Source organism: Nocardia sp. GTS18 (assembly GCF_013839555.1).
GTDB lineage: Bacteria > Actinomycetota > Actinomycetes > Mycobacteriales > Mycobacteriaceae > Nocardia > Nocardia rosealba.
In genome coordinates, this window is the sequence record NZ_JACBIU010000004.1 from 224,195 (window position 1) to 245,364 (window position 21,170).

At 66.9% G+C, this 21,170-nt stretch carries 21 protein-coding genes; 6 read left to right on the forward strand and 15 right to left on the reverse strand.

Annotated elements, in window-relative coordinates:
• From nuoK to HYG95_RS07435, 11 genes are all read right to left on the reverse strand, one after another.
• Positions 1-300, reverse strand: coding sequence for an NADH-quinone oxidoreductase subunit NuoK (gene nuoK / locus HYG95_RS07385; protein WP_067489925.1), 300 nt, complete (start codon positions 298-300; stop codon positions 1-3).
• Positions 297-1,112 carry an NADH-quinone oxidoreductase subunit J gene (locus HYG95_RS07390; RefSeq protein WP_181697240.1) on the reverse strand — a complete coding sequence of 272 codons (816 nt, stop codon included), beginning with the start codon at positions 1,110-1,112 and terminating at the stop codon, positions 297-299. The genes nuoK and HYG95_RS07390 overlap by 4 nt, the downstream gene beginning before the upstream one ends.
• Complete coding sequence (nuoH, locus tag HYG95_RS07395) at positions 1,109-2,896, reverse strand: NADH-quinone oxidoreductase subunit NuoH (protein ID WP_181697241.1); 1,788 nt, start codon at positions 2,894-2,896, stop codon at positions 1,109-1,111. The genes HYG95_RS07390 and nuoH overlap by 4 nt, the downstream gene beginning before the upstream one ends.
• Positions 2,889-5,348: an NADH-quinone oxidoreductase subunit G gene (locus HYG95_RS07400; protein WP_181697242.1), complete on the reverse strand. Its 2,460-nt coding sequence runs from the start codon at positions 5,346-5,348 to the stop codon at positions 2,889-2,891. The genes nuoH and HYG95_RS07400 overlap by 8 nt, the downstream gene beginning before the upstream one ends.
• Complete coding sequence (gene nuoF, locus HYG95_RS07405; RefSeq protein WP_181697243.1) at positions 5,345-6,667, reverse strand: NADH-quinone oxidoreductase subunit NuoF; 1,323 nt, start codon at positions 6,665-6,667, stop codon at positions 5,345-5,347. Before nuoF ends, HYG95_RS07400 begins: the two co-directional genes overlap by 4 nt.
• A complete protein-coding gene (gene nuoE, locus HYG95_RS07410; RefSeq protein WP_181697244.1) occupies positions 6,664-7,413 on the reverse strand; it encodes an NADH-quinone oxidoreductase subunit NuoE in 750 nt (249 codons plus the stop codon). The genes nuoF and nuoE overlap by 4 nt, the downstream gene beginning before the upstream one ends.
• Positions 7,410-8,723 carry an NADH dehydrogenase (quinone) subunit D gene (gene nuoD / locus HYG95_RS07415; RefSeq protein ID WP_181697245.1) on the reverse strand — a complete coding sequence of 438 codons (1,314 nt, stop codon included), beginning with the start codon at positions 8,721-8,723 and terminating at the stop codon, positions 7,410-7,412. The genes nuoE and nuoD overlap by 4 nt, the downstream gene beginning before the upstream one ends.
• Positions 8,723-9,478: an NADH-quinone oxidoreductase subunit C gene (locus tag HYG95_RS07420; RefSeq protein ID WP_181697246.1), complete on the reverse strand. Its 756-nt coding sequence runs from the start codon at positions 9,476-9,478 to the stop codon at positions 8,723-8,725. The genes nuoD and HYG95_RS07420 overlap by 1 nt, the downstream gene beginning before the upstream one ends.
• Entirely contained in the window at positions 9,475-10,029 is a 555-nt protein-coding gene (locus HYG95_RS07425; RefSeq protein ID WP_067489943.1) for an NADH-quinone oxidoreductase subunit B family protein, read from the reverse strand. Before HYG95_RS07425 ends, HYG95_RS07420 begins: the two co-directional genes overlap by 4 nt.
• 10 nt (positions 10,030-10,039) lie before the next feature.
• Positions 10,040-10,420, reverse strand: a complete 381-nt coding sequence (locus HYG95_RS07430; RefSeq protein WP_181697247.1) for an NADH-quinone oxidoreductase subunit A — start codon at positions 10,418-10,420, stop codon at positions 10,040-10,042.
• A gap of 356 nt (positions 10,421-10,776) precedes the next feature.
• Positions 10,777-11,178 (reverse strand): hypothetical protein, encoded by a 402-nt coding sequence (locus tag HYG95_RS07435; protein WP_067983753.1) that lies wholly within the window; start codon positions 11,176-11,178, stop codon positions 10,777-10,779.
• 28 nt (positions 11,179-11,206) lie between these two features.
• Between HYG95_RS07435 and HYG95_RS07440 the strand changes: the two genes are divergently transcribed.
• Complete coding sequence (locus tag HYG95_RS07440; RefSeq protein WP_181697248.1) at positions 11,207-11,647, forward strand: hypothetical protein; 441 nt, start codon at positions 11,207-11,209, stop codon at positions 11,645-11,647.
• 150 nt (positions 11,648-11,797) lie between these two features.
• Here the strand turns inward: HYG95_RS07440 and HYG95_RS07445 are convergent, their stop codons facing one another.
• Both HYG95_RS07445 and HYG95_RS07450 read right to left on the reverse strand, forming a co-directional pair.
• Complete coding sequence (locus HYG95_RS07445) at positions 11,798-12,976, reverse strand: hypothetical protein (protein WP_181697249.1); 1,179 nt, start codon at positions 12,974-12,976, stop codon at positions 11,798-11,800.
• A gap of 166 nt (positions 12,977-13,142) precedes the next feature.
• Positions 13,143-14,000, reverse strand: a complete 858-nt coding sequence (locus tag HYG95_RS07450) for a LysR family transcriptional regulator (RefSeq protein ID WP_067490379.1) — start codon at positions 13,998-14,000, stop codon at positions 13,143-13,145.
• 146 nt (positions 14,001-14,146) lie between these two features.
• Between HYG95_RS07450 and HYG95_RS07455 the strand changes: the two genes are divergently transcribed.
• Genes HYG95_RS07455 through HYG95_RS07475 form a run of 5 tightly spaced genes read left to right on the forward strand, consistent with a single transcriptional unit; the run spans position 14,147 to position 18,973 of the window.
• The gene (locus HYG95_RS07455) at positions 14,147-15,589 is read left to right on the forward strand and encodes a form I ribulose bisphosphate carboxylase large subunit (RefSeq protein ID WP_181697250.1); all 1,443 of its coding nucleotides are present in this window, start codon (positions 14,147-14,149) and stop codon (positions 15,587-15,589) included.
• 11 nt (positions 15,590-15,600) lie between these two features.
• On the forward strand, positions 15,601-16,023 hold the full coding sequence (locus HYG95_RS07460; protein WP_181697251.1) for a ribulose bisphosphate carboxylase small subunit: 423 nt from the start codon (positions 15,601-15,603) through the stop codon (positions 16,021-16,023).
• Complete coding sequence (locus HYG95_RS07465) at positions 16,013-17,017, forward strand: AAA family ATPase (protein ID WP_181697252.1); 1,005 nt, start codon at positions 16,013-16,015, stop codon at positions 17,015-17,017. Before HYG95_RS07460 ends, HYG95_RS07465 begins: the two co-directional genes overlap by 11 nt.
• Entirely contained in the window at positions 17,002-18,084 is a 1,083-nt protein-coding gene (locus HYG95_RS07470; RefSeq protein WP_181697253.1) for a class 1 fructose-bisphosphatase, read from the forward strand. Before HYG95_RS07465 ends, HYG95_RS07470 begins: the two co-directional genes overlap by 16 nt.
• A gap of 10 nt (positions 18,085-18,094) precedes the next feature.
• Positions 18,095-18,973 carry a phosphoribulokinase gene (locus tag HYG95_RS07475; RefSeq protein ID WP_181697254.1) on the forward strand — a complete coding sequence of 293 codons (879 nt, stop codon included), beginning with the start codon at positions 18,095-18,097 and terminating at the stop codon, positions 18,971-18,973.
• Here HYG95_RS07475 and HYG95_RS07480 read toward each other — a convergent pair whose 3' ends face one another.
• Both HYG95_RS07480 and dinB read right to left on the reverse strand, forming a co-directional pair.
• Positions 18,974-19,324, reverse strand: coding sequence for a PLD nuclease N-terminal domain-containing protein (locus HYG95_RS07480; RefSeq protein ID WP_067489970.1), 351 nt, complete (start codon positions 19,322-19,324; stop codon positions 18,974-18,976).
• 94 nt (positions 19,325-19,418) lie between these two features.
• Complete coding sequence (gene dinB, locus HYG95_RS07485) at positions 19,419-20,654, reverse strand: DNA polymerase IV (protein WP_181697255.1); 1,236 nt, start codon at positions 20,652-20,654, stop codon at positions 19,419-19,421.
• Positions 20,655-21,170: the final 516 nt, after the last annotated feature.

Genomic DNA, 21,170 nt, shown 5'->3' on the forward strand with positions numbered 1-21,170 from the left:
TCAGAACTTCAGCAGGTTGGCGGCGTCGACCGAGGTCGACCGGCGGGCACGGAAGATCGTCATGATGATCGCGAGACCGACGACGACCTCGGCGGCGGCCACGACCATGGTGAAGAAGGCGATCACCTGACCGTCGAGGTCGCTGTGCAGCCGGGCGAAGGTGACGAAGGCCAGGTTCACCGCGTTGAGCATGAGCTCCACACACATGAACACCACGATCGCGTTGCGCCGCAACAGGACTCCGGCGGCGCCGATGGTGAACAACAGCGCGGACAGGAACAGGTAGTTCTGGGGGTTCACCGCTTGCCTTCCTCGTCGGCCGTCGGGTTGTCGCCGCGTGCCGCGCCCGCCGCCAGGAACAGCGCTTCTTCGTGGGCGCGGGTGCGGCGGTGGCGCAGGATGGTACTCACCGAGTGTTCGGCGTAGGAGCCGTCGGGCAGCAGGGCCGGGCTGTCGACGGCGTTGTGCCGGGCGAAGACGCCCGGTGTCGGCTGCGGGGTGACGCGTTCACCGCCGGTACGGAAACGGTCACGTGACATCTCGCGCTGACCCCGGCGCGGCGTGAAGTGTTCGCGGTGGGCCAGCACCATGGCGCCGATGGTGGCGGTGATCAGCAGGGCGCCGGTGAGTTCGAATGCCCAGACGTAGCGCAGGAAGATCAGCTCGGCGAGTTCGGCGATCACATCTCGTTCGCCGAAACCGTTGCCCGCGAAGCGGGTACCGTCTCCGCTCAGCGCTGACCCGATGCCGCCGATGAGCAGCAAACCGAATCCGAGGCCGACGATCGCGGCCGCGATGCGTTGCCCGCGCAGGGTTTCGCGCAGCGATTCGGCCGAGTCGACACCGACGAGCATCAGCACGAACAGGAACAGCATCATGACCGCGCCCGTGTACACCACGATCTGCACGACACCGAGGAACAGTGCGTCCTGGGCGATGTAGAACACGGCGAGCGCGATCATGGTCGCGGCCAGGCACAGTGCCGAGTGCACGGCCTTGGCCGCGGTCACCATGCCGAGCGCGCCGAGCACGGCGATGGGGGCGAGCACCCAGAACAGCACGGCTTCCCCGGTGGAGGTGGCGGCGATGTCGGCGGCCAGCAGGGTGCTCATCGCAGGACCTCCTCTTCGGACGCCGCGGGTCCGACACGACCGAGGTAGTAGTCGGCGGCGTCGGTGCCGGGCGCCATCGCGTGCGGCGGAGCGACCATGCCGGGCTCCATCGGCGCAAGCAGCCGGTCCTTCTCGTAGATGAGGTCGGCGCGGTTGTCGTCGGTGAGTTCGTATTCGTTGGTCATGGTGAGCGCCCGGGTGGGGCAGGCCTCGATGCACAGGCCGCAGCCGATGCAGCGCAGGTAGTTGATCTGGTACACCCGCCCGTAGCGTTCACCGGGGGAGAAGCGTTCGTCCTCGGTGTTGTCGCCGCCTTCGACGTAGATGGCGTCGGCCGGGCACGCCCAGGCGCACAGTTCGCAGCCGATGCACTTCTCGAGGCCGTCGGCGTAGCGGTTGAGCTGGTGGCGGCCGTGATAGCGCGGCGCGGTCGGCACCTTCTGTTCGGGGTAGAACTCGGTGTTGGGCTTCTTGAACATGGTCGCCCCGGTGACGGCGAACCCGGCGAAGGGATCGAGCAGACCGATCCGCGGTTCGGCGTCGGCGGTGCGTGGTGGAATCGGCGGCACCGGGAAACCGAGGAACACGGGCGAACTCGCGGGTTCCTCCGGCAGCGGCGGCAGCCCCTTCGTCCGGCCTGCCCGCACGAACATGCCGATCAACCCGACGGTGACGACGATGCCGGTGCCGACCAGGATGGGTGTCTGCCCGGGAATGCCCTCGATGTCGAGCACCCGCGCACCGGCCACGACCATGACCCACACCAGCGAGGTGGGGATGAGCAGTTTCCAGCCGAGGTTCATGAACTGGTCGTAGCGCAGTCGGGGCAGGGTGCCGCGCAACCAGACGAACACGAACAGGAACGTCCACACCTTGGCGGTGAACCACAGCACCGGCCACCACCCGGAGTTGGCGCCCTCCCACAGGCTGATCGGGAACGGTGCGCGCCACCCACCGAGGAACAGGGTGGTGGCGAGCGCGGAAACCGTTGCCATGTTGACGTATTCGGCGAGCATGAACATCGCGAACTTCAGCGAGGAGTACTCGGTGTGGAAGCCACCGACGAGCTCACCCTCGGCTTCGGGCAGGTCGAACGGTGCCCGGTTGGTCTCACCGACCATCGCCACGCAGTAGATCAGGAACGACGGCAGCAACAGGAAGACGTACCAAGTGCCCTCCTGGGCGGTGACGATGCCGGAGGTCGCCATGGTGCCCGAGAGCAGGAACACCGTCGCGAAGGTCAGTGCCATCGCGATCTCGTAGGAGATGACCTGTGCGGTCGAACGCAGCCCGCCGAGCAGCGGATACGTCGAGTTCGACGACCAGCCGGCCAGCACGATGCCGTACACGCCGATGGAGGTGATGGCCAGGATGTAGAGCACGCCGACGGGCATGTCGGTGAGTTGCAACGCGGTGCGGGTGCCGAAGAACGACACCTCCGGGCCGAACGGGATCACCGCGAACGCCATGAACGCCGGGATCACCGAGATGATCGGCGCGAGCACGTAGATCGGCTTGTCGACGATGGCGGGGATGATGTCTTCCTTGAGCGCCATCTTCACGCCGTCGGCGATCGACTGGAACATCCCGCCCGGCCCGACCCGGTTGGGGCCGACCCGCATCTGCATCCAGGCGACGACCTTGCGTTCGGCGTACACCGCGACCAACGGGACGAGCATCAGGTAGACGAACACCGCCAGCGCCTTGACCACGACCAGCCACAGTGGGTCGGTGCCGAAGACCGGCCCGGCGTCGGCCGCGAGGAGTAGCACACGATCACTCATGGCGGTGTTCCTTCATCCTGTCGTCGGCGCGGCGCAGGCGCACCACGGCGCCGGGCGTCACGCCGAGGGTGGTACCGACCGTGCAGCCGGGTGAGTGCAGCGGCAGCCACACCACCCGGTCGGGCAGGTCGGTGATCATCAGCGGCACGGTGATCTCGCCACGGTCGGTGGCGACGATGATGTGGTCGGCCTCGTCGGCTTCGATCTCGGCGGCGGTGGCGGCCGAGAGTCGGGCGACCGGTGGACGCGCGACACCGGCGAGGTTGGGTTCGCCGTCCTGCAGGCGACCGGCGTCGAGCAGCATCCGCCACCCGGCCAGCGCCGCCGTACCTGGACCGGGTGTGGGTCTGGTCCGGCTCGAGAATTCGGGCGCGGTGATCGGCTCACCGCTCCAACCACCGAGAGCGTCGAGTTCGGCCCGGGCCGCAGCGGCGTCGGGCAGTGCGATCGGGACACCCATTTCGGCGGCCAGAGAATGCAATACGCGCAGGTCCGACAGGGGTGCGGCGACGCGGCGGGTGGTGTCGAGAGGTGTGGCCGCGAACGGGCGCGGCCTGCCTTCCCAGGTGCGGAAGGTGCCCGTCTTCTCGACGACGGTGGCCACGGGGAACACGACGTCGGCGCGTTCGGTGACACTGCTGTGGCGTTGTTCGAGGCTCACCACGAACCGGGCGGCGTCGATCGCGGCCAGGGCCGCGGCCGGGTCGGGCAGGTCGGCGGGGTCAACGCCGCCGATCACCAGTGCGCCGAACTGGGCCGCGCCCGCGAGGATCGCCGAGGTGTCGCGGCCGGGACCGACGGGCAGTTCGCCACTCTGCCAGCGGTGACGAACCTGCTGGCGCGCGGTCGGATCGATGACGGGCCTGCCACCGGGCAGCAGACCGGGCAATGCGCCGGCTTCGAGCGCTCCGCGCTCACCGGCTCGGCGTGGCACCCAGGCGAGCGCGGCGCCGGTGGCCTCGGCCAACCGGACCACCGCCGACAACGCGCCCGGGCTACCGGCGAGCCGTTCGCCCGCCATGATGACCGCGCCGGGGGACCGAAGCAGGTCCATGAGTTCGGCGGCGTCCGGCGAGGTTTCGGTACGCACGGCATCGAGAACTTCGGCTTCGGCGCACGGTGGGGTCTGGATGAGTGCACCGGAGAGTCGTTCGAGCCCTCGAGAAGCGAACGGCGCCAACGACACCACCCGCAGACCTCGGTTGCGCACCGCTTTACGCAGGCGCAGGTAGACGATCGGCGATTCCTCTTCGGGTTCGAAACCGACCAGCAGCACCGCGGGGGCTTTGCTCAGTGCCGTGTAGTCCACGTCGATGCCACGTCCGGCGACGCACGCGGCGAGGAACCGTTCCTCCTCCTCGGAGTGCACGCGCGCGCGGAAGTCGATGTCGTTGGTGGACAGCACCATTCGCGCGAACTTGCTGTACGCGTAGGCCTCTTCCTCGGTGACGCGCCCACCGACCAGCACACCGGCGTTGCCGATGGCGGCCTGCAATCCGGTCGCGGCGGCGGCCAGGGCCTGGGGCCAGGACGCGGGGGCGAGCACACCGTCCCAGCCACGCACCAGTGGGGTGGTGAGGCGGTCGCGTTCGGTGGCGTAGGCGAAGGCCCAGCGGCCCTTGTCGCAGTTCCATTCCTCGTTGACCTGCGGGTCGTCACCGGCCAAGCGCCGCAGCACTTTCCCGCGCCGGTGATCGGTGCGTTGCGCGCAGCCCGATGCGCAGTGCTCGCACACACTGGGTGTGGAGACCAGGTCGAAGGGGCGGGCACGGAACCGGTAGGAGGTGCCGGTGAGCGCGCCGACCGGGCAGATCTGCACGGTGTTGCCGGAGAAGTACGAGTCGAGCGGTTCGGCCTGGGCGATACCGACCTGTTGCAGCGCACCACGATCCATCAGTTCGATGAACGGGTCACCGGCCACCTGCTGGGAGAACCGTGTGCACCGGGCGCACAGCACGCACCGTTCCCGATCCAGCAGCACCGCCGACGACAGCGGTATGGGCTTCGGGTAGGTGCGTTTCTCACCTTCGAAGCGGGACTCGGCGCTGCCGGTGGACATGGCCTGGTTCTGCAACGGGCATTCGCCGCCCTTGTCGCACACCGGGCAATCCAGCGGATGGTTGATCAGCAGCAGTTCCATCACCCCGCGCTGAGCCTTCTCGGCGACCGGGGAGCTGAGCTGGGTGCGCACCACCATGCCGTCGGTGACCGGAATCGTGCAGGAGGCCACCGGTTTCCGTTGACCTTCGACCTCGACGATGCACTGGCGGCAGGCGCCGACGGGGTCGAGCAGTGGGTGGTCGCAGAAGCGGGGGATCTGCACGCCGATCAGTTCGGCCGCGCGGATCACCAGGGTGCCCGCAGGGACCTGGATGGTGGTGTCGTCGATGGTGACGCTCACCAGATCGGCGGGCACCACGCCGGAGTTGTTGCCGGGTGCGATCGCTGTCATCGGGTCGCCTTTCCTGAGGCCCACGCCGTGGCGCGGGCCGGGTCGAACGGGCAGCCGCCGCGACGCTGATGCTCGAGGTATTCCTCGCGGAAGTACTTCAGCGAGGAGAAGATCGGGCTGGCCGCGCCGTCACCGAGCGCGCAGAACGATTTGCCGTTGATGTTGTCGGCGATGTCGGCGAGCTTGTCGAGGTCGGCCTCGGTGCCCTGACCCGCCTCGAGTCGATGCAGCAGTTGCACCAACCAGTAGGTGCCCTCGCGGCACGGTGTGCATTTGCCGCAGGACTCGTGGGCATAGAACTCGGTCCAGCGCAGCACCGCCCGCACCACACAGGTCGTGTCGTCGAAGATCTGCAATGCCTTGGTGCCCAACATGGAACCGGCGGCGGCGACACCTTCGTAGTCGAGGGCGACATCGAGGTGGTCGGCGGTGAACAGCGGTGTCGACGAACCGCCCGGTGTCCAGAACTTCAGGGTGTGCCCGGCGCGCACACCGCCTGCGTAGTCGAGCAGTTCGCGAAGGGTGATGCCGAGCGGTGCCTCGTACTGGCCGGGGCGGGCGACATGGCCCGAGAGCGAGTACAGGGTGAAGCCGGGCGACTTCTCACTGCCCATCGAGCGGAACCAATCGGTGCCGTTGCGCAGGATCGAGGGCACCGACGCGATCGATTCCACATTGTTGACCACCGTCGGGCAGGCGTAGAGACCGGCGACGGCGGGGAACGGTGGCCGCAACCGTGGCTGCCCGCGGCGGCCCTCGAGGGAATCGAGCAGGGCGGTTTCCTCGCCGCAGATGTAGGCGCCCGCACCGGCGTGCACGATCAGTTCCAGGTCGAAACCCGAGCCGAGGATGTCGTTGCCGAGGAATCCCGCGGCGTAGGCCTCGGCGACGGCGGCCTGCAGGCGGCGCAACACCGGGACGACTTCACCGCGCACGTAGATGAAGGCGGTGTTCGCGCGGATGGCATACGCGGCGATCACCACCCCCTCGATGAGCGTGTGCGGGGTGGCGAGCATGAGCGGAATGTCTTTGCAAGTGCCGGGTTCGGACTCGTCGGCATTGACGACGAGGTAGTGCGGTTTGGTCGTGCCGTCGGGGCCGGGACCCTGCGGGATGAACGACCACTTCATCCCGGTGGGGAAGCCCGCACCTCCGCGTCCGCGCAGACCCGCGTCCTTGACCGTTTGGATGACGTCGTCGGGCTGCATCCGCAGCGCGGCTCGCAGACCTTCGTATCCGCCGGTGCTGGAATAGGTGTCGAGCGTCCAGGACTGCGGACGATCCCAGTCTCGGCTCAGTACAGGGGTGAGCGTGGTCATCGCGCGCCCTCGCCGTCTCCGGAATCCGCTGCCGGGAAACCGGTTTCAGGGGCCGAGGCCGCTCCGTCGGCGACGCGCAATCCTGCCAGCGTGGGCTCGCCGGGAGCGCCCTCGAGGACACCCGGTCGTTCGTCGGGGAAGCCGGCGAGGATTCGCGCGGTCTCGCGGAACGTGCAGAGTGGGGCGCCGCGGCTGGGCCGCACCTGATGACCGGCACGCAGCGCGTCGGTGATCTCGATGGCCGATTCGGGGGTCTGGTTGTCGAAGAACTCCCAGTTCACCATCATCACCGGCGCGTAGTCGCAGGCGGCGTTGCACTCGATGTGTTCGAGGGTGACGGCGCCGTCGGGGGTGGTCTGACCGTGGCCGATCTCCAGATGCTGTTGCAGCGCTTCGTAGATCGCGTCACCGCCGAGTACCGCGCACAGTGTGTTGGTGCACACGCCCACGTGGTAGTCACCGGTGGGGGTCCGGCGGTACATCGAGTAGAAGGTGGCCACAGCGGTGACCTCGGCGCCGGTGAGCCCCAATTGCTCGGCACAGAAGTCGATCCCGGTACCGGTAACATATCCGTCCTCCGCTTGCACCAGATGCAACAGTGGCAGCAGAGCCGAACGCGGGTGCGGGTAGCGGGTGATGATGTCTTTGGCGTCGAGTTCGAGACGTTGGCGAATGTGCGGCGGATACGGCTCGGGCCGGACGGTGAGATTCAGCAGAACCGTTGGGCTCGCGGGCTTTTCGGTCATCGGTCTACCCCTCCCATGACGGGGTCGATGCTGGCGACGGAGGCGATGACGTCGGCGACCATGCCGCCCTCGCACATCGCGGCGACCGCCTGCAGGTTGGTGAACGAGGGGTCGCGGTAGTGCACCCGGTAGGGGCGCGTGCTGCCGTCGCTGACCATGTGCACGCCCAGTTCACCGCGCGGCGACTCGACGGCCGAATACACCTGTCCGGCAGGCACTCTGATGCCCTCGGTGACGATCTTGAAGTGGTGGATCAGCGATTCCATGGAGGTGCCCATGATCTTGCCGATGTGTTCGGGGGAGTTGCCGAGTCCGTCGGGGCCCAGTTTCAGGTCGGCGGGCCAGGCGATCTTCTTGTCGTCGATCATCACCGGGCCGGGACGCAACCGGTCGAGGCACTGTTCGACGATCTTGAGCGACTCGCGCATCTCGGCCACCCGGATCAGGTAGCGGCCGTAGCAGTCGTAGCCGGTGGTGGTCGGGATGTCGAACTCGTAGTTCTCGTAGCCGCAGTAGGGATCGGATTTGCGCAGGTCGTGGGGCAGGCCGGTGGCGCGCAACACCGGGCCGGTGATGCCGAGGGCCATGCAGCCGGTCAGGTCGAGGTAACCGATGTCCTGGGTGCGCTTCTTCCAGATGGGATTGGCGCTGAGCAGGTGTTCCATATCGCGCAACCGACCCGGCATGATGTCGAGGAGTTCACGCACCTTGGTGACGCCGTCGTCGGGCAGGTCCTGGGCGAGACCGCCGGGACGGATGAAGGCATGGTTCATCCGCAGGCCGGTGATGGTTTCGAAGACATCGAGGATGAGTTCGCGTTCACGGAAGCCGAACAACATCGGGGTGAGCGCGCCCAGTTCCATGCCACCGGTGGCCAGGGCCACCAGGTGCGAGGAGATGCGGTTGAGTTCCATCAGCAGCACGCGGACCACGGTGGCGCGTTCGGGAATCTGCTCGGTGATGTCGAGCAGTTTCTCCACGCCGAGGCAGTAGGCGGTCTCGTTGAAGAACGGGGACAGGTAGTCCATTCGGGTCACGAAGGTGACGCCCTGGGTCCAGTTGCGGAATTCCAGGTTCTTCTCGATGCCGGTGTGCAGGTAGCCGATGCCGCAGCGGGCCTCGGTGACGGTTTCGCCCTCGATCTCGAGGATCAGGCGCAGCACGCCGTGCGTAGAGGGGTGCTGGGGGCCCATGTTGACGACGATGCGTTCTTCACCGGCACCGTCGAGCACCTCGCCGACCTGGTCCCAGTCCTGGCCCGCCACGGTGACGACCCGTGGTTCGTCACGGCGGAAATCGGTGTCGGTCATCAGCTGTAGGTCCTCCGCTCGTCGGGCGGCGGTATGCGCGCGCCCTTGTACTCCACCGGGATCCCGCCGAGCGGGTAGTCCTTGCGCTGCGGGTGTCCGCGCCAGTCGTCGGGCATGGTGATGCGGGTGAGCGAGGGGTGCCCGTCGAAGAGGATGCCGAAGAAGTCGTAGGTTTCGCGTTCGTGCCAGTCGACGGTCGGATACACCGAGAACAGCGACGGGATGTGCGGGTCGGCATCGGGGACCGACACCTCGAGGCGTACCCGACGGCTGTGGGTGATCGACATCAGGTGGTACACGGCGTGTAGTTCACGCCCAGTTTCGTCGGGGTAGTGCACCCCGCTGACGCCGAGGCACAGTTCGAAGCGCAGCGAGCTGTCGTCGCGCAGGGCGCTCGCCACGTCGACGAGGTGTTCGCGGCGCACGTGCAGGGTGAGCTCGCCGCGGAAGACGACGATCTTCTCGATGACGGTGTCGAAGGCGATGACGCGGTGGGTGAGGGCAGCGCGCAGGGTGCCGACGAAGGCGTCGAACCAGCCGCCGTACGGGGGTGGCGTGCCGCCGGGCAGCACCACCGGGGTGACCAGGCCGCCGTAGCCGGACGTATCGCCGGTGCCGTGCACGCCGAACATGCCGTGGCGGGTACCGATCACCTCGTCCTCGGCCGGTTTGCGATGCTTGGGCGCCTCCGGGGTTTCCTCCGGAATGCCCTGCCCCGCAGTGTTGTCGGTGTTGTCGGGAGAGTCGAATGTCATCGCAGCAGGCCCTCCATACGGATGGTCGGGGTGCTGGCGAGCGCGGCCTGTTCGGCGGCGCGGATCGCTTCCTCGCGGTTGACGCCCATCGGCATCTCGGCGATCTTGGCGTGCAACGCGAGGATGGCGTTGAGCAGCATTTCCGGTCGGGGCGGGCAGCCGGGCAGGTAGATGTCGACCGGGACCACATGGTCGACGCCCTGCACGATGGCGTAGTTGTTGAACATTCCGCCCGAGGACGCGCAGACACCCATGGCCAGCACCCATTTGGGCTCGGTCATCTGGTCGTAGACCTGGCGCAGCACCGGGGCCATCTTCTGGCTCACCCGGCCGGCGACGATCATCAGATCGGCCTGGCGGGGCGAGGCGCGGAACGCCTCCATGCCGAAGCGGGCGATGTCGAATCGTCCGGCGCCGGTGGCCATCATCTCGATCGCGCAGCAGGCCAGGCCGAAGGTGGCCGGCCACAGCGACCCTTTACGCAGGTATCCGGCGAAATCCTCGACGGTGCTCAGCAGAAACCCGCTGGGCAGTTTCTCTTCGAGACCCATTATTTCCCACTCATTCCCAGCTGAGGCCGCCGCGGCGCCATTCGTAGGCGTAGGCGACCGACACATTGACGATGAACAGCGCCATCGCGGCGAACCCGAACAACCCGAGGGCGTCGAAATGGACGGCCCACGGGTAGAGGAACACGATCTCGATGTCGAAGATGATGAACAGCATCGCGGTGAGGTAGTACTTCACCGGGAAGCGTTGGCCCCCAACATCTCCCGGACCGCCTGCGATGGCGTGCGGTGTGGGCTCGATGCCGCATTCGTAGGGTTCGAGCTTGGCCCGGTTGTATCGCTTCGGGCCGACCAGCGCCGCCATGATGACGGAGAACACCGCGAACGCCGCGGCGATGGCGCCGAGTACGAGTGCGGGCACTTCGATGTTCACGACTGCACTTCCCCTCCTCGCTGGAGCAGGCCATGCCGTGTGGCGCGGCCGCGGACGGCAGCTTTCGGCGAGACGGGGCCGACAACGTTGTCCGCCGAACCGGGGCCTCGCCCGCTGTGCAGCGATGGCGGAGCGTTATACAGAACCCGCGCTCGTGTGAGCTAGAGCACAGACTATCGCTCTTTCAGGGGTGCGCCGCGCGTTTCGAGGGACTGTTTGATCGATTTCAGTACCGAGATTCATGAGCGAAACGGTGGTAATCCGCTCGGTGCACACACAACAGAACCACTGGGGTTACCAGTGGTTCTGTGGGTATGGGGGTGGCGTCGACTATGCGACGGAACAGGACACTGCGTTCAGCGGGCCTGGAGTACGCCCGCGACCGCGCGGGTGAGCTGCATCGGGTCGATCGGGTGCGACACCGAGGCCTCGGCCCGCGACCAGTTGGCCAGCCAGGCATCGTCGGGCCGGCCGGTGAGCACGACCACCGGCGGGCACTGCTCGATCTCGTCCTTGAGCTGCTTGGCGATCCCGAGCCCGCCCGCGGGCACGGACTCCCCGTCGAGAATCGCGAGATCGATCCCACCGGCATCCATCTGCTCGATGACGACAGGCGCGGTCGCGACCTCGAGGTAGTCGAGCTCCGGTAGATCCGGCCGGGGCCGTGGCCCCAGCGCAAGAATCACCTGTTGACGGGTATCGGCGTCATTGCTGTAGACCAGCACACGCAGCGGGGTGGAACGATCTGATTCGGCCACAAACGGATCGTACGTCGGGTCGGCAGGCGTGGTGGCGGGTTCGGCCGAACAGCCGATATCCGAATCTCCCACCACCGCCCGCCTATTCACCGGTGTGCTCCTAGCGTGCCGGTTCGTCTTTGAGCTTGGCGGCCATTTCGGCGGCGAGCTGGGGTTGTTCGACCTCCATCTTCTGGACATCGCGCGGCTGGCTCTGCTGGCGGCCGTGCAGGGTGGCGGGGCGGCGCACGACTGTCTGGTGCGGTTCTGGTTGCGTGCGCTCGCGCCGATACCGCCGGGCGATGTCGAAGGGTGGATCTACTGGAATGTGCCGGAGCCGCCCGGTGATCCGTCCGTCGACGAGATCGTCGCCTATGCCGAGCTGGTCGCGATGGTCTCCGACCCGGAACTGAACCGACTCCGTCGGGCACTGACTGTGGGGCCTAGGAGAATCGAACCCCTAGGCCCCGCCTTGACATGCGTCGGCTGAATTGCGGCCGAATGTCCGTCGATGTTGCCGAACTGCTCGTCGAGGAACCGGCGGCCCAGGATCGGCTGCCGGAGAACTCCGGTCTTCGACCGGCGCCAAAGGGAAGCTGCGGCCGCAGCCTGCCAACCACTACTGTGCGCTCACCGTCGGCTACCAGTTCCCGTCTTGAACTGCCTTGTGGCCCAATGGGATCACCGGAAGATCGTCTTCGATAGGCGGGTTCGGCTGTTCGTCGGCCAGCCAGTTGCCCGTGGGCTTGACGGCGGCGAGCTCGGCGGCCGGGCCGAGGTCTTCGGCGTCGGCGGCGTAGTAGTCGAACCACGGGAGGCCGTGTTCGGCGTAGGACTGCGCGGTGACGGGGGTGGAGGGGGCCGGTTCGCCGGTGATCTGTTCCCATTCGGCGGCGGAGGCGAGGTGGACGAAGATCCGGGCGTCGGCTTCGCGGTGATAGTCGTCGACGGGGCGGTGATCGGCGTAGATCTCCTGGCGCATCGTGCCGCCGGCGCCGAGACCCATTGATCTGGCTTGCGGGCGTGCGCGGCCTCGAGCTTTTCGGGCGGCACCGGCGGGGGCGCCACCGGGCGCACCGGACGGCCTGGGTGCGGCGGACGGGGCGGGCGCACTGCCGGGCGCTACGGGAGGGGGAGCGCCGACCGGACTTCCCGCAGGCGCACCTGCGACCGCGGCACCGTACGGCGGGGCACTCACCGACATCGGAGCGCTGTAAGCAGTTGTCGCCCAAGGTGGATTACCGCCCGGTGGAGGAGTCGGCAAATGCCGTGGGCGGGCCTCTTCCTGCTGCCTGCGCCAGGTCGCGAGCGCCGTTTCGGTGAGCCCGTGCACCGCCAACTGCACCCCACCCCACTGCTCGGCGCCGGTGACCTGACCTTCGACTGTCGCGCCGAGTCCCATCGGCACCGCGACGAACTGGCGCACGACACCGTCACCGGAGTTGATGCCGTCGAGCCACGGTTGGTCGGGCAGGGGGAGGTAGTTCTGCGGGTCCTTGCCCAGCACATCGCTCCACGGCTTGCCCGACACCGCGCACACCTTGCCGACTGCCACCTTCAAAGCGGCCGGGGTGGTGGCGGTGAACTTCAACCACAGGGCCTCGCGCTGGTAGACCGGCAGCATCACCCCGCCGCGTTCCCGCCATTCCTCGGGCACGGTGTCGGGGTAGTCGGCGACCCGCCTCAGCGGGAAGGTGCCGAGCCCCGGCGGCAACGGGTAGGTGCCCGTCTCGGGCAGCCGCAAGGTCCGCACGAATGTCACGCGCACCCCGCCCGGTAGTTCGAGTGCGTCCCCGGAAAGTTTCACCTCGGTTGCCATGTCCCACCCCTTCATTCGACCGGATGACGATCTCGCCCCCTGCCCGACGACGGTACTCATCGGACAGGCCCCCGTCCACGGCTTCTTCGACCGGGACCGACCGCCACGGCTCCGATCGCAGACCGCCCCGGCGTAACGCCCCCGAAGTCCGTTTCGAGAACCGTGATCAGGGGCCGATGGCGGCGTGGAAGGCATCGGCCGGGCCTGTTTCGGCGGGGTCGATGAGGTGGGCGAGGAACAGGCGGGTGGTGAGGGTTGGAGTGGGGGTGGTGACGGCGTGCCAGGGACGATCGAGGGGCGTGCCGGGGACGTCGATGGTGTGCAGGGCGCCGGAGCGGAGGTGTTCGCCGACGGCGTCGGAGTGGATGAGGGTGATGCCGAGGCCTTCGCGCGCGGCGGCGATGACGGCGCCGTGGGAGCCGAGCGTGAGGGTGGGCGGGTCGATCTGGAGGCGGTCGAGCAGGGCGAGGGTGGCTTCGCGGGTGCCCGAACCGGTGCCGCGCAGCAGCCAGGTGGTGTGGCGCGGGTCGGGGTTGTCGGTGCCGACGACGACCAGGGTGCTGGGGCGGCGCGCCTGGATGACCAGGCCCGCGTCGTGCGGCGGGCGCCCGGCGATGACGAGATCGGTTTCGTGGTGCTGCAATTCGAGGAAGAGCACGTCGCGCGGCTGGATCGACAGGCTCAGTTCCACATCGGGGTAGCGGCGGCGAAACGAGGCGAGCGGCCGCAGCACCACGGATTCGCCCGCGGTCGCCACGACGCCGATGCGTAATCGCCCGGCGTCGGCCTGCCGGACGGCGGCGTGCGCCTCCTTCATCAGACCGAGGATCCCCCGGCAGTATTCGGCGTACACCCGGCCCGCTTCGCTGAGCGCGATACCCCGTCCTGAACGAACGATCAGTTTGGCGCCGAGCTGCTTTTCGACATGGGTGACGGCGGCCGAGACGGCGGCTTCGGTGACGTGGAGTTGTGCTGCGGCACGGCGGATGGATCCCAGGCGGGCGACAGCGAGGAAAGTTTCCATCCGACCCGAACTGACCCTGCCCATACCCGACGGTAGCAAACTCAACGTTTCGGTTGAGCGTTGTCGGAAACATTCTGATTGTTTCCCCGGCCGGTGCCCCCCATCCTGGAATTCGCTACGGGACAGCGGATTCCACAGGAGGAACCATGGCGGAAGAAACCGAACGGGATCGTTGGGATCCGGGCGTACAGTCCTACGCCTCGATGGGCTATTACTCGCCCGACTACGTGCCCGCCGACACCGACGTGCTCGCCGTGTTCCGGGTGACCCCGCAGCCCGGTGTCGACCCGATCGAGGCGGCGGCCGCGGTGGCGGGTGAATCCTCCACTGCCACTTGGACTGTCGTGTGGACCGACCGGCTCACCGCGCATTCGAAGTATCAGGCCAAGTGCTACCGGGTCGATCCGGTGCCCGGCCGCGAGGGCGAGTACTTCGCCTATATCGCCTACGATCTGGATCTTTTCGAAGAAGGGTCGATCACCAACCTCACCTCCTCGGTGATCGGCAATGTGTTCGGGTTCAAACCATTGCTGGCATTGCGTCTCGAGGACATGCGCATTCCGGTGGCGTATGTGAAAACCTTCCAGGGCCCACCGCACGGCACGGTGATGGAACGCGAATACCTCAACAAATACGGCAGACCATTGCTCGGCGCCACGGTGAAACCGAAGCTCGGTTTGTCGGCCCGCAATTACGGGCGCGTGATCTATGAGGCCTGTAAGGGTGGCCTCGATTTCACCAAGGACGACGAGAACATCAATTCGCAGCCTTTCATGCGCTGGCGCGACCGGTACCTGTTCGCGATGGAGGGGGTGAACCGGGCGATGGCCGAAACGGGCGAGATCAAAGGCCATTACCTCAATGTCACCGCCGCGACGATGGAGGACATGTACGAGCGGGCCGAGTTCGCCAAGGAAATCGGGTCGGTCGTGATCATGATGGACCTGACCGTGGGTTATACGGCGATGCAGTCGATGTCGAAGTGGGCGCGGCGCAACGGCGTACTACTGCATCTGCACCGGGCCGGGCATTCGACGTTCACCCGGCAGAAGACACACGGGGTGAGTTTCCGGGTGCTGGCGAAATGGTGCCGGCTGATCGGGGTGGATCATCTGCACGCGGGAACTGTGGTCGGCAAATTGGAAGGCGATCCAGCGACGACCCGCGGTTTCTACGACACCTTGCGCGAGAATCACATTCCGGCGCAGCTGAGCAACGGCATCTTCTTCGATCAGGACTGGGCGAGCCTGCCCGGTGTGATGCCGGTGGCCTCCGGCGGTATCCACGCCGGGCAGATGCATCAGCTGCTCGACCTGTTCGGTGACGATGTGATCCTGCAGTTCGGTGGCGGAACGATCGGTCATCCGCTCGGTATCGCGGCGGGCGCCGAGGCCAACCGGGTGGCGCTCGAGGCGGTGGTCAAGGCCCGCAACGAGGGCCGCGACCTGCTCAAAGAGGGGCCCGATGTGTTGCGGACGGCGGCCTCGACGTGCCGCCCGCTCGAGGTCGCGCTGTCGACCTGGGGTGATGTCACCTTCGATTACACGTCCACCGACGCACCCGACGCGGTGCCGACGCCGAGCCTGTAGGGAGACCGGTCATGTATTTGCGACACGGGACGTTCTCGTATCTGCCCGAACTCACCGACACCGAGATCGCCGCCCAGGTGCGTTATGCGCTGCTCAACAACTGGCCGGTGTCGATCGAGTACACCGACGATCCGCATCCGCGCAACACCTACTGGGAGATGTGGGGTCTGCCGCTGTTCGATCTGGACGAACCCGATGGGGTGCTCGCCGAGATCAACGTCTGCCGGTCGACGTTTCCGCGCCACTATGTGCGGGTCAACGCCTATGACGCCACCTACACCAAGCAGACGACGGCGCTGAGTTTCCTGGTGCAGCGTCCGGCCGAGGAGCCCGGTTTCGAACTGGCTCGCGCCGAGGGCGCCGATCGCCGCCAGATCTACAGCGTGCGGTCCTATGCCACCGAACGTCCGCAGGGACAGCGGTATGGGGGCTGAGGGGACCGCCAACGGTTTCCGGTTGCCACGGCCGGGCGTCACCGACGTCCGGCCGTCGCGCCCGGCGGATGACGTGGCGCAGGCCGAGGAAGTGCTCGATGCCGATGCGTTGCTGGATCTTTCGCAGGATCTGGCCGGTCACGATGTGGCCGAGACCCTGACCGCGCTGGACGCCGAGCTGATCGGGTTGGCGAATGTGAAGCTGCGGGTGCGTGAGATCGCGGCGCTGTTGATGATCGATCGGGCACGCCGCCGGTTCGGTCTCGAATCGTCGCGCCCGACGATGCATATGAGTTTCACCGGACCACCGGGCACCGGCAAGACGACGGTGGCGCTGCGGATGGCGCAGATGCTGCACGCGCTGGGCTACATCCGTAAACCGAAGGTACACACGGTGACTCGCGACGACCTGGTGGGCCAGTTCATCGGTCACACCGCCCCGAAAACCAAGGAGGCGATCGCCAAGGCCGCCGGTGGAGTGTTGTTCATCGACGAGGCCTATTACCTGTTCCGTCCGGAGAACGAACGTGATTACGGGCAGGAGGTGATCGAGATCCTGCTGCAGGAGATGGAGAACGAGCGGGCGAATCTGGTGGTGATCTTCGCCGGCTATCCGGATCGGATGGACAAGTTCTTCTCGGCCAATCCGGGGTTGTCGTCGCGGGTGGCGCATCATCTGGAGTTCGTCGATTACACCCAGGAGGAATTGCTCGCCATCGCCGAGCTCATGGTGGCGGCGGAGAATTTCGTGTTCGATGCCGCGGCACGTGAAGCGTTCTCCCGGTATCTGACGGTGCGGATGACGCGCCCGCGGTTCTCCAACGCGCGCAGTGTGCGCAATGCGATCGATCGGTGCCGGTTGCGCCAGGCGAAGCGACTGGTGGAAGCGGGTCGGCCGTTGTCGCGTGAGGATCTGGTCACGTTGTGCGCCGAGGACGTGTTGGGCAGCAGTGTTTTCGAGGAGGTGGGTGCCCCGCCATGCCGACCAGTTTGAAAACGCTGACCCGCTACACGATCGAGGAGGAACACCGGCATCCCGGGTCGTCGGGGGAATTCTCCGCGCTGGTGAATGTGGTCGCCACCGCCACCAAGATCATCGCCAATCAGGTGACGCGCGGGGCGATTCCGGGACGCGAGGACGGGCCGCTGTCGGCGAGCGACCGTCTCGACGCGTTGACCGACGAGATCATGGTTGCCCAGACACAGTGGACCGGCCACCTGTCGGGTTTGCTGTCCGAGCAGTGTGCCACCGCGTTGGCGGTGCCGGCCACCCAGCGGCGCGGCAAGTACCTGCTGGCGTTCGACGCTCTGGACGGGTCGAGCAATATCGATGTGAATCTGCCGGTGGGTTCGATCTTCAGCATTCTGCGCGCACCGCAGGAGGTGCTCGAGGGCACCGCCGAACCGTGCGACGCCGACTTCCTGCAGCCCGGTGTGCGGCAGGTGTGCGCGGGGTTCACCCTGTACGGGCCTGCCACGATGCTGGTGCTCACCACCGGCAGCGGCGTCGACGGGTTCACCCTCGACCGGGAGATCGGCGCGTTCGTGCTCACCCACCCGCGCATGCGGATCCCGCAGGACACGTCGGGTTTCGCGATCAATGCCGCCAACGAACGGTTCTGGGAGCGGCCGGTGCGCCGGTATGTGCAGGAGTGCCTGGAGGGGGTGGACGGGCCGAGGGGCCGTGATTTCAACATGCGCTGGGTGGCGTCCCTGGTCGCCGACACCTTCCACATCCTGACCAGGGGCGGCATGTATCTGTACCCGCGTGATACCCGCAATCCGGCTCGGCCGGGGCGGGTTTCGCTGCTGTACGGCGCCAATCCGATCGCGTTCATCGTCGAACAGGCGGGCGGGGCCGCCACCACCGGGCACGAGCGGGTGATGCTGGTGCCACCGACGCAGGTGCATCAGCGGGTGCCGTTCATCTTCGGGTCCCGCAACGAGGTATTGCGGGTCGAGCGGTATCACACCGAGCCCGACGAGGGCCCCAGCTTCGACAGCTCGCTGTTCGGGACACGTTCGCTGTTCCGGCCGGCCAAGCACGACCAGCGCACCTAGGAGCCGCCCTATGTCGGTCAAACATCCTGTCGTCGCGATCACCGGATCCTCCGGTGCCGGAACGACCAGTGTGACACGCACTTTCGAGGAGATCTTCCGCCGCGAGGGGATCAGCGCGGTGGTGGTGGAGGGCGATTCGTTCCATCGCTACGACCGGGCGGAGATGAAACTGGCGATGGCCGAGGCCGAAGCGCAGGCCAACACCACGTTCTCCCATTTCGGGGAGGACGCGAACCTGCTGCCCGAGCTCGAGGCGCTGTTCCGCGAGTACGGCGAAACCGGTGTCGGACAGGTGCGCAAGTACCTGCACGACGACGAGGAGGCCAAACCCTACGGGCAGCCAGCGGGCACGTTCACCCCCTGGGAGGACCTCGCGCCGGGGAGCGATCTGCTGTTCTACGAGGGTCTGCACGGTGCGGCGGTGACCGATTCGGTGAACATCGCCCAGCACACGGATCTGCTGGTGGGGGTGGTGCCGATCATCAATCTCGAGTGGATCCAGAAGGTGTATCGCGACAAGACCCATCGCGGCTATTCCAGTGAGGCGGTGATCGATACGATCCTGCGCCGCATGCCCGACTACGTGAAATACATCTGCCCGCAGTTCTCCCGGACGTATGTGAATTTCCAGCGGGTGCCGACGGTCGACACGTCCAATCCGTTCATCGCGCGCAGCATCCCGACGGCCGACGAGAGTTTCGTGGTGATCCGGTTCGCCGATCCGAAGGTGATCGACTTCCCCTATCTGCTGTCGATGCTGCACGACTCGTTCATGTCGCGGCCCAACTGCATCGTGGTGCCGGGCGGGAAGATGGAGTTGGCGATGCAGTTGATCTTCACACCGTTGATCCTGCGGTTGATGGACAAACGGCCCAAACGCAACCTGTGATCAGACCTCGTCGTTGTCCTGCTGCTGTTGCCTGCGGGCCTCACGCCGCTGCTGTTCGGCGCGCTCGCGCAGGCCACGCAGGAAGGCCTCGTCGTCGTCGGGGTTGGTGGCGATGTGGCGGCCGGGCCGGTCGTATTCGCTGAAGCGGGTATTGGACGCCGGGCGCGACGGACCGATCGGGCGTCCGGCGAACAGCCACAGCAGTGCGCCGATGGTCGGCAGCAGGACGACGACGATCAGCCACCCCATCTTCGGCAGGTGGCGGATGCCGTCGTCGGGGCTGGTGACGATGTCGACGAGGCAGTACACCCACAGGGCGAGGGTCAGGAACCCGATGATCGCGTAGTGCATTGCGGCAGTCCTCTTCGTGATGGATGGATGGGAGGACCCCGACGCCCCCGGCAGCAAGGATGCCGTATGTGCGGGTGGGATGTCGTGCCGGGGGTCAGTCGGGCAGCAGCGGCACCGACAGACCCTCGCCGCGATCGAGCAGGGCCGCGCGGGTGACGGCGGCGGAGCCGAAGCGGCGGCGCAGGTCGTCGAGGGTGGCGTCGAGAGTGTTGTCGGCGCGTGGTTCCAGCGGCAGGGTCAGTTGCATGGTGTCGGCGTCGTCGAGGTTGGTCAGCGACAGGCCGATGAGGGTGATGCCACGTTCGGCGATCAGTGGTGTGGCGGTGTCGAGTAGGCGGTGGGCGGCCTGGCGGATGGCGGTGGTGGCGTCGGTGGCGTCGGTGAGGGTGTGCGAGCGGGTGGCGCGGGTGAAGTCGTCGAAACGCAAGCGCAGCACCACTGTTCGGCAGACCCGGTCGGCGGCGCGTAGGCGGCGGCCGAGGCGGTCGGTGAGTCCGTCGAGGTAGGCGGCGATCTCGTCGGGTTCGCGGTGGCGGCGGCCCAGCGCCCGTTGGGCGCCGATGGAGCGGCGGCGTTTGCCGGTTTCCACGCGGCGTGGGTCGCGGGCCCACGACAGGGCGAACAGGTGGCGGGCGGCGGCCGGGCCGAGGATGGCGCGCAGGTGGGCTTCGCCGAGTTCGGCGAGTTGACCGACGCGGGTGATGTTGTTGGCGTGCAGGGTGGCGGCGGTGACTTTGCCGACGCCCCATAATCGTTCGACCGGCAGCGGGTGCAGGAAGTCCAGTTCGCCGCCGGGTTCGACCAGGCGTAAACCGTCGGGTTTGGCGACGGCGGAAGCGACTTTGGCCAGGAACTTGTTGCGGGCGATGCCGACCGAGATGGGCAACCCGACCTCGGTGCGAATACGTTCGCGCAACCTTCGGGCGATGTCGACCGGTTCCCCGCTGATCCGCCGCAATCCACCGACGTCGAGGAACGCCTCGTCGATGGAGATGCCCTCCACGATGGGGGTGGTGTCGTGAAAGATCGCGAACACCGCCTTGCTCGCCTCGGCATAGGCCGACATCCGCGGCGGCACCACCACCGCATGCGGGCACACCCGCAATGCCTGCCCCGCGTTCATCGGCGTCCGCACCCCGAACGCCTTGGCCTCATAACTGGCGGCCAGCACCACCCCACCACCGACGAGCACCGGCTTGCCCCGCAACCACGGCTGATCGCGCTGCTCGACCGAGGCATAGAACGAATCCAGATCGGCATGCAGGATCGACGCCTCGTCGCGGGACTGGATGCGTGGGCGGCGCGGGACGGCGGGGTCGGACACGAACATATGTTCGCATCGATGTCCGACAAGAACGAGACCCTCCAGGAGCCGTCCGCAAATGCTCGGCGAACACTAGACCTCGTGAAGTTTCCGGATACTCACGACCACTCCCGAACCTCGAAGCGGGCGCGCGACAGCTTCGGATCGTCGCAGTTCGTCCAGACCGCCCCGCACGCTGAGCAGCATCCGTCCAGGTCCCACCGATGGTGTGTGCCTACCAGCGCCTCGGTCAGGGTGGCGACTGTTGTCGTGCCGCATTCGATGCAACGAGTCGGATAAGGCGCGGACTCGGTGACGATGCCTGTTCCCGCATGGCTCATCCGTGTCCCCTTCGTGTGCTGCACCGTCGCCTTCGACTGTATGTGGCGGGCCGACAGGTTGTCGGACCCCTCTGCTGAGATTGGGATCGGGGCCGTCGATGAAAGAGGTTGGTGCGCATGGTGAGTGTCGGGTGGGATCAGGTCTTCGCGTGGCGGTTGGGGCGGCAGTTCGTGGCGCCTCGGGGTGGTGGGGGTGTCGAGG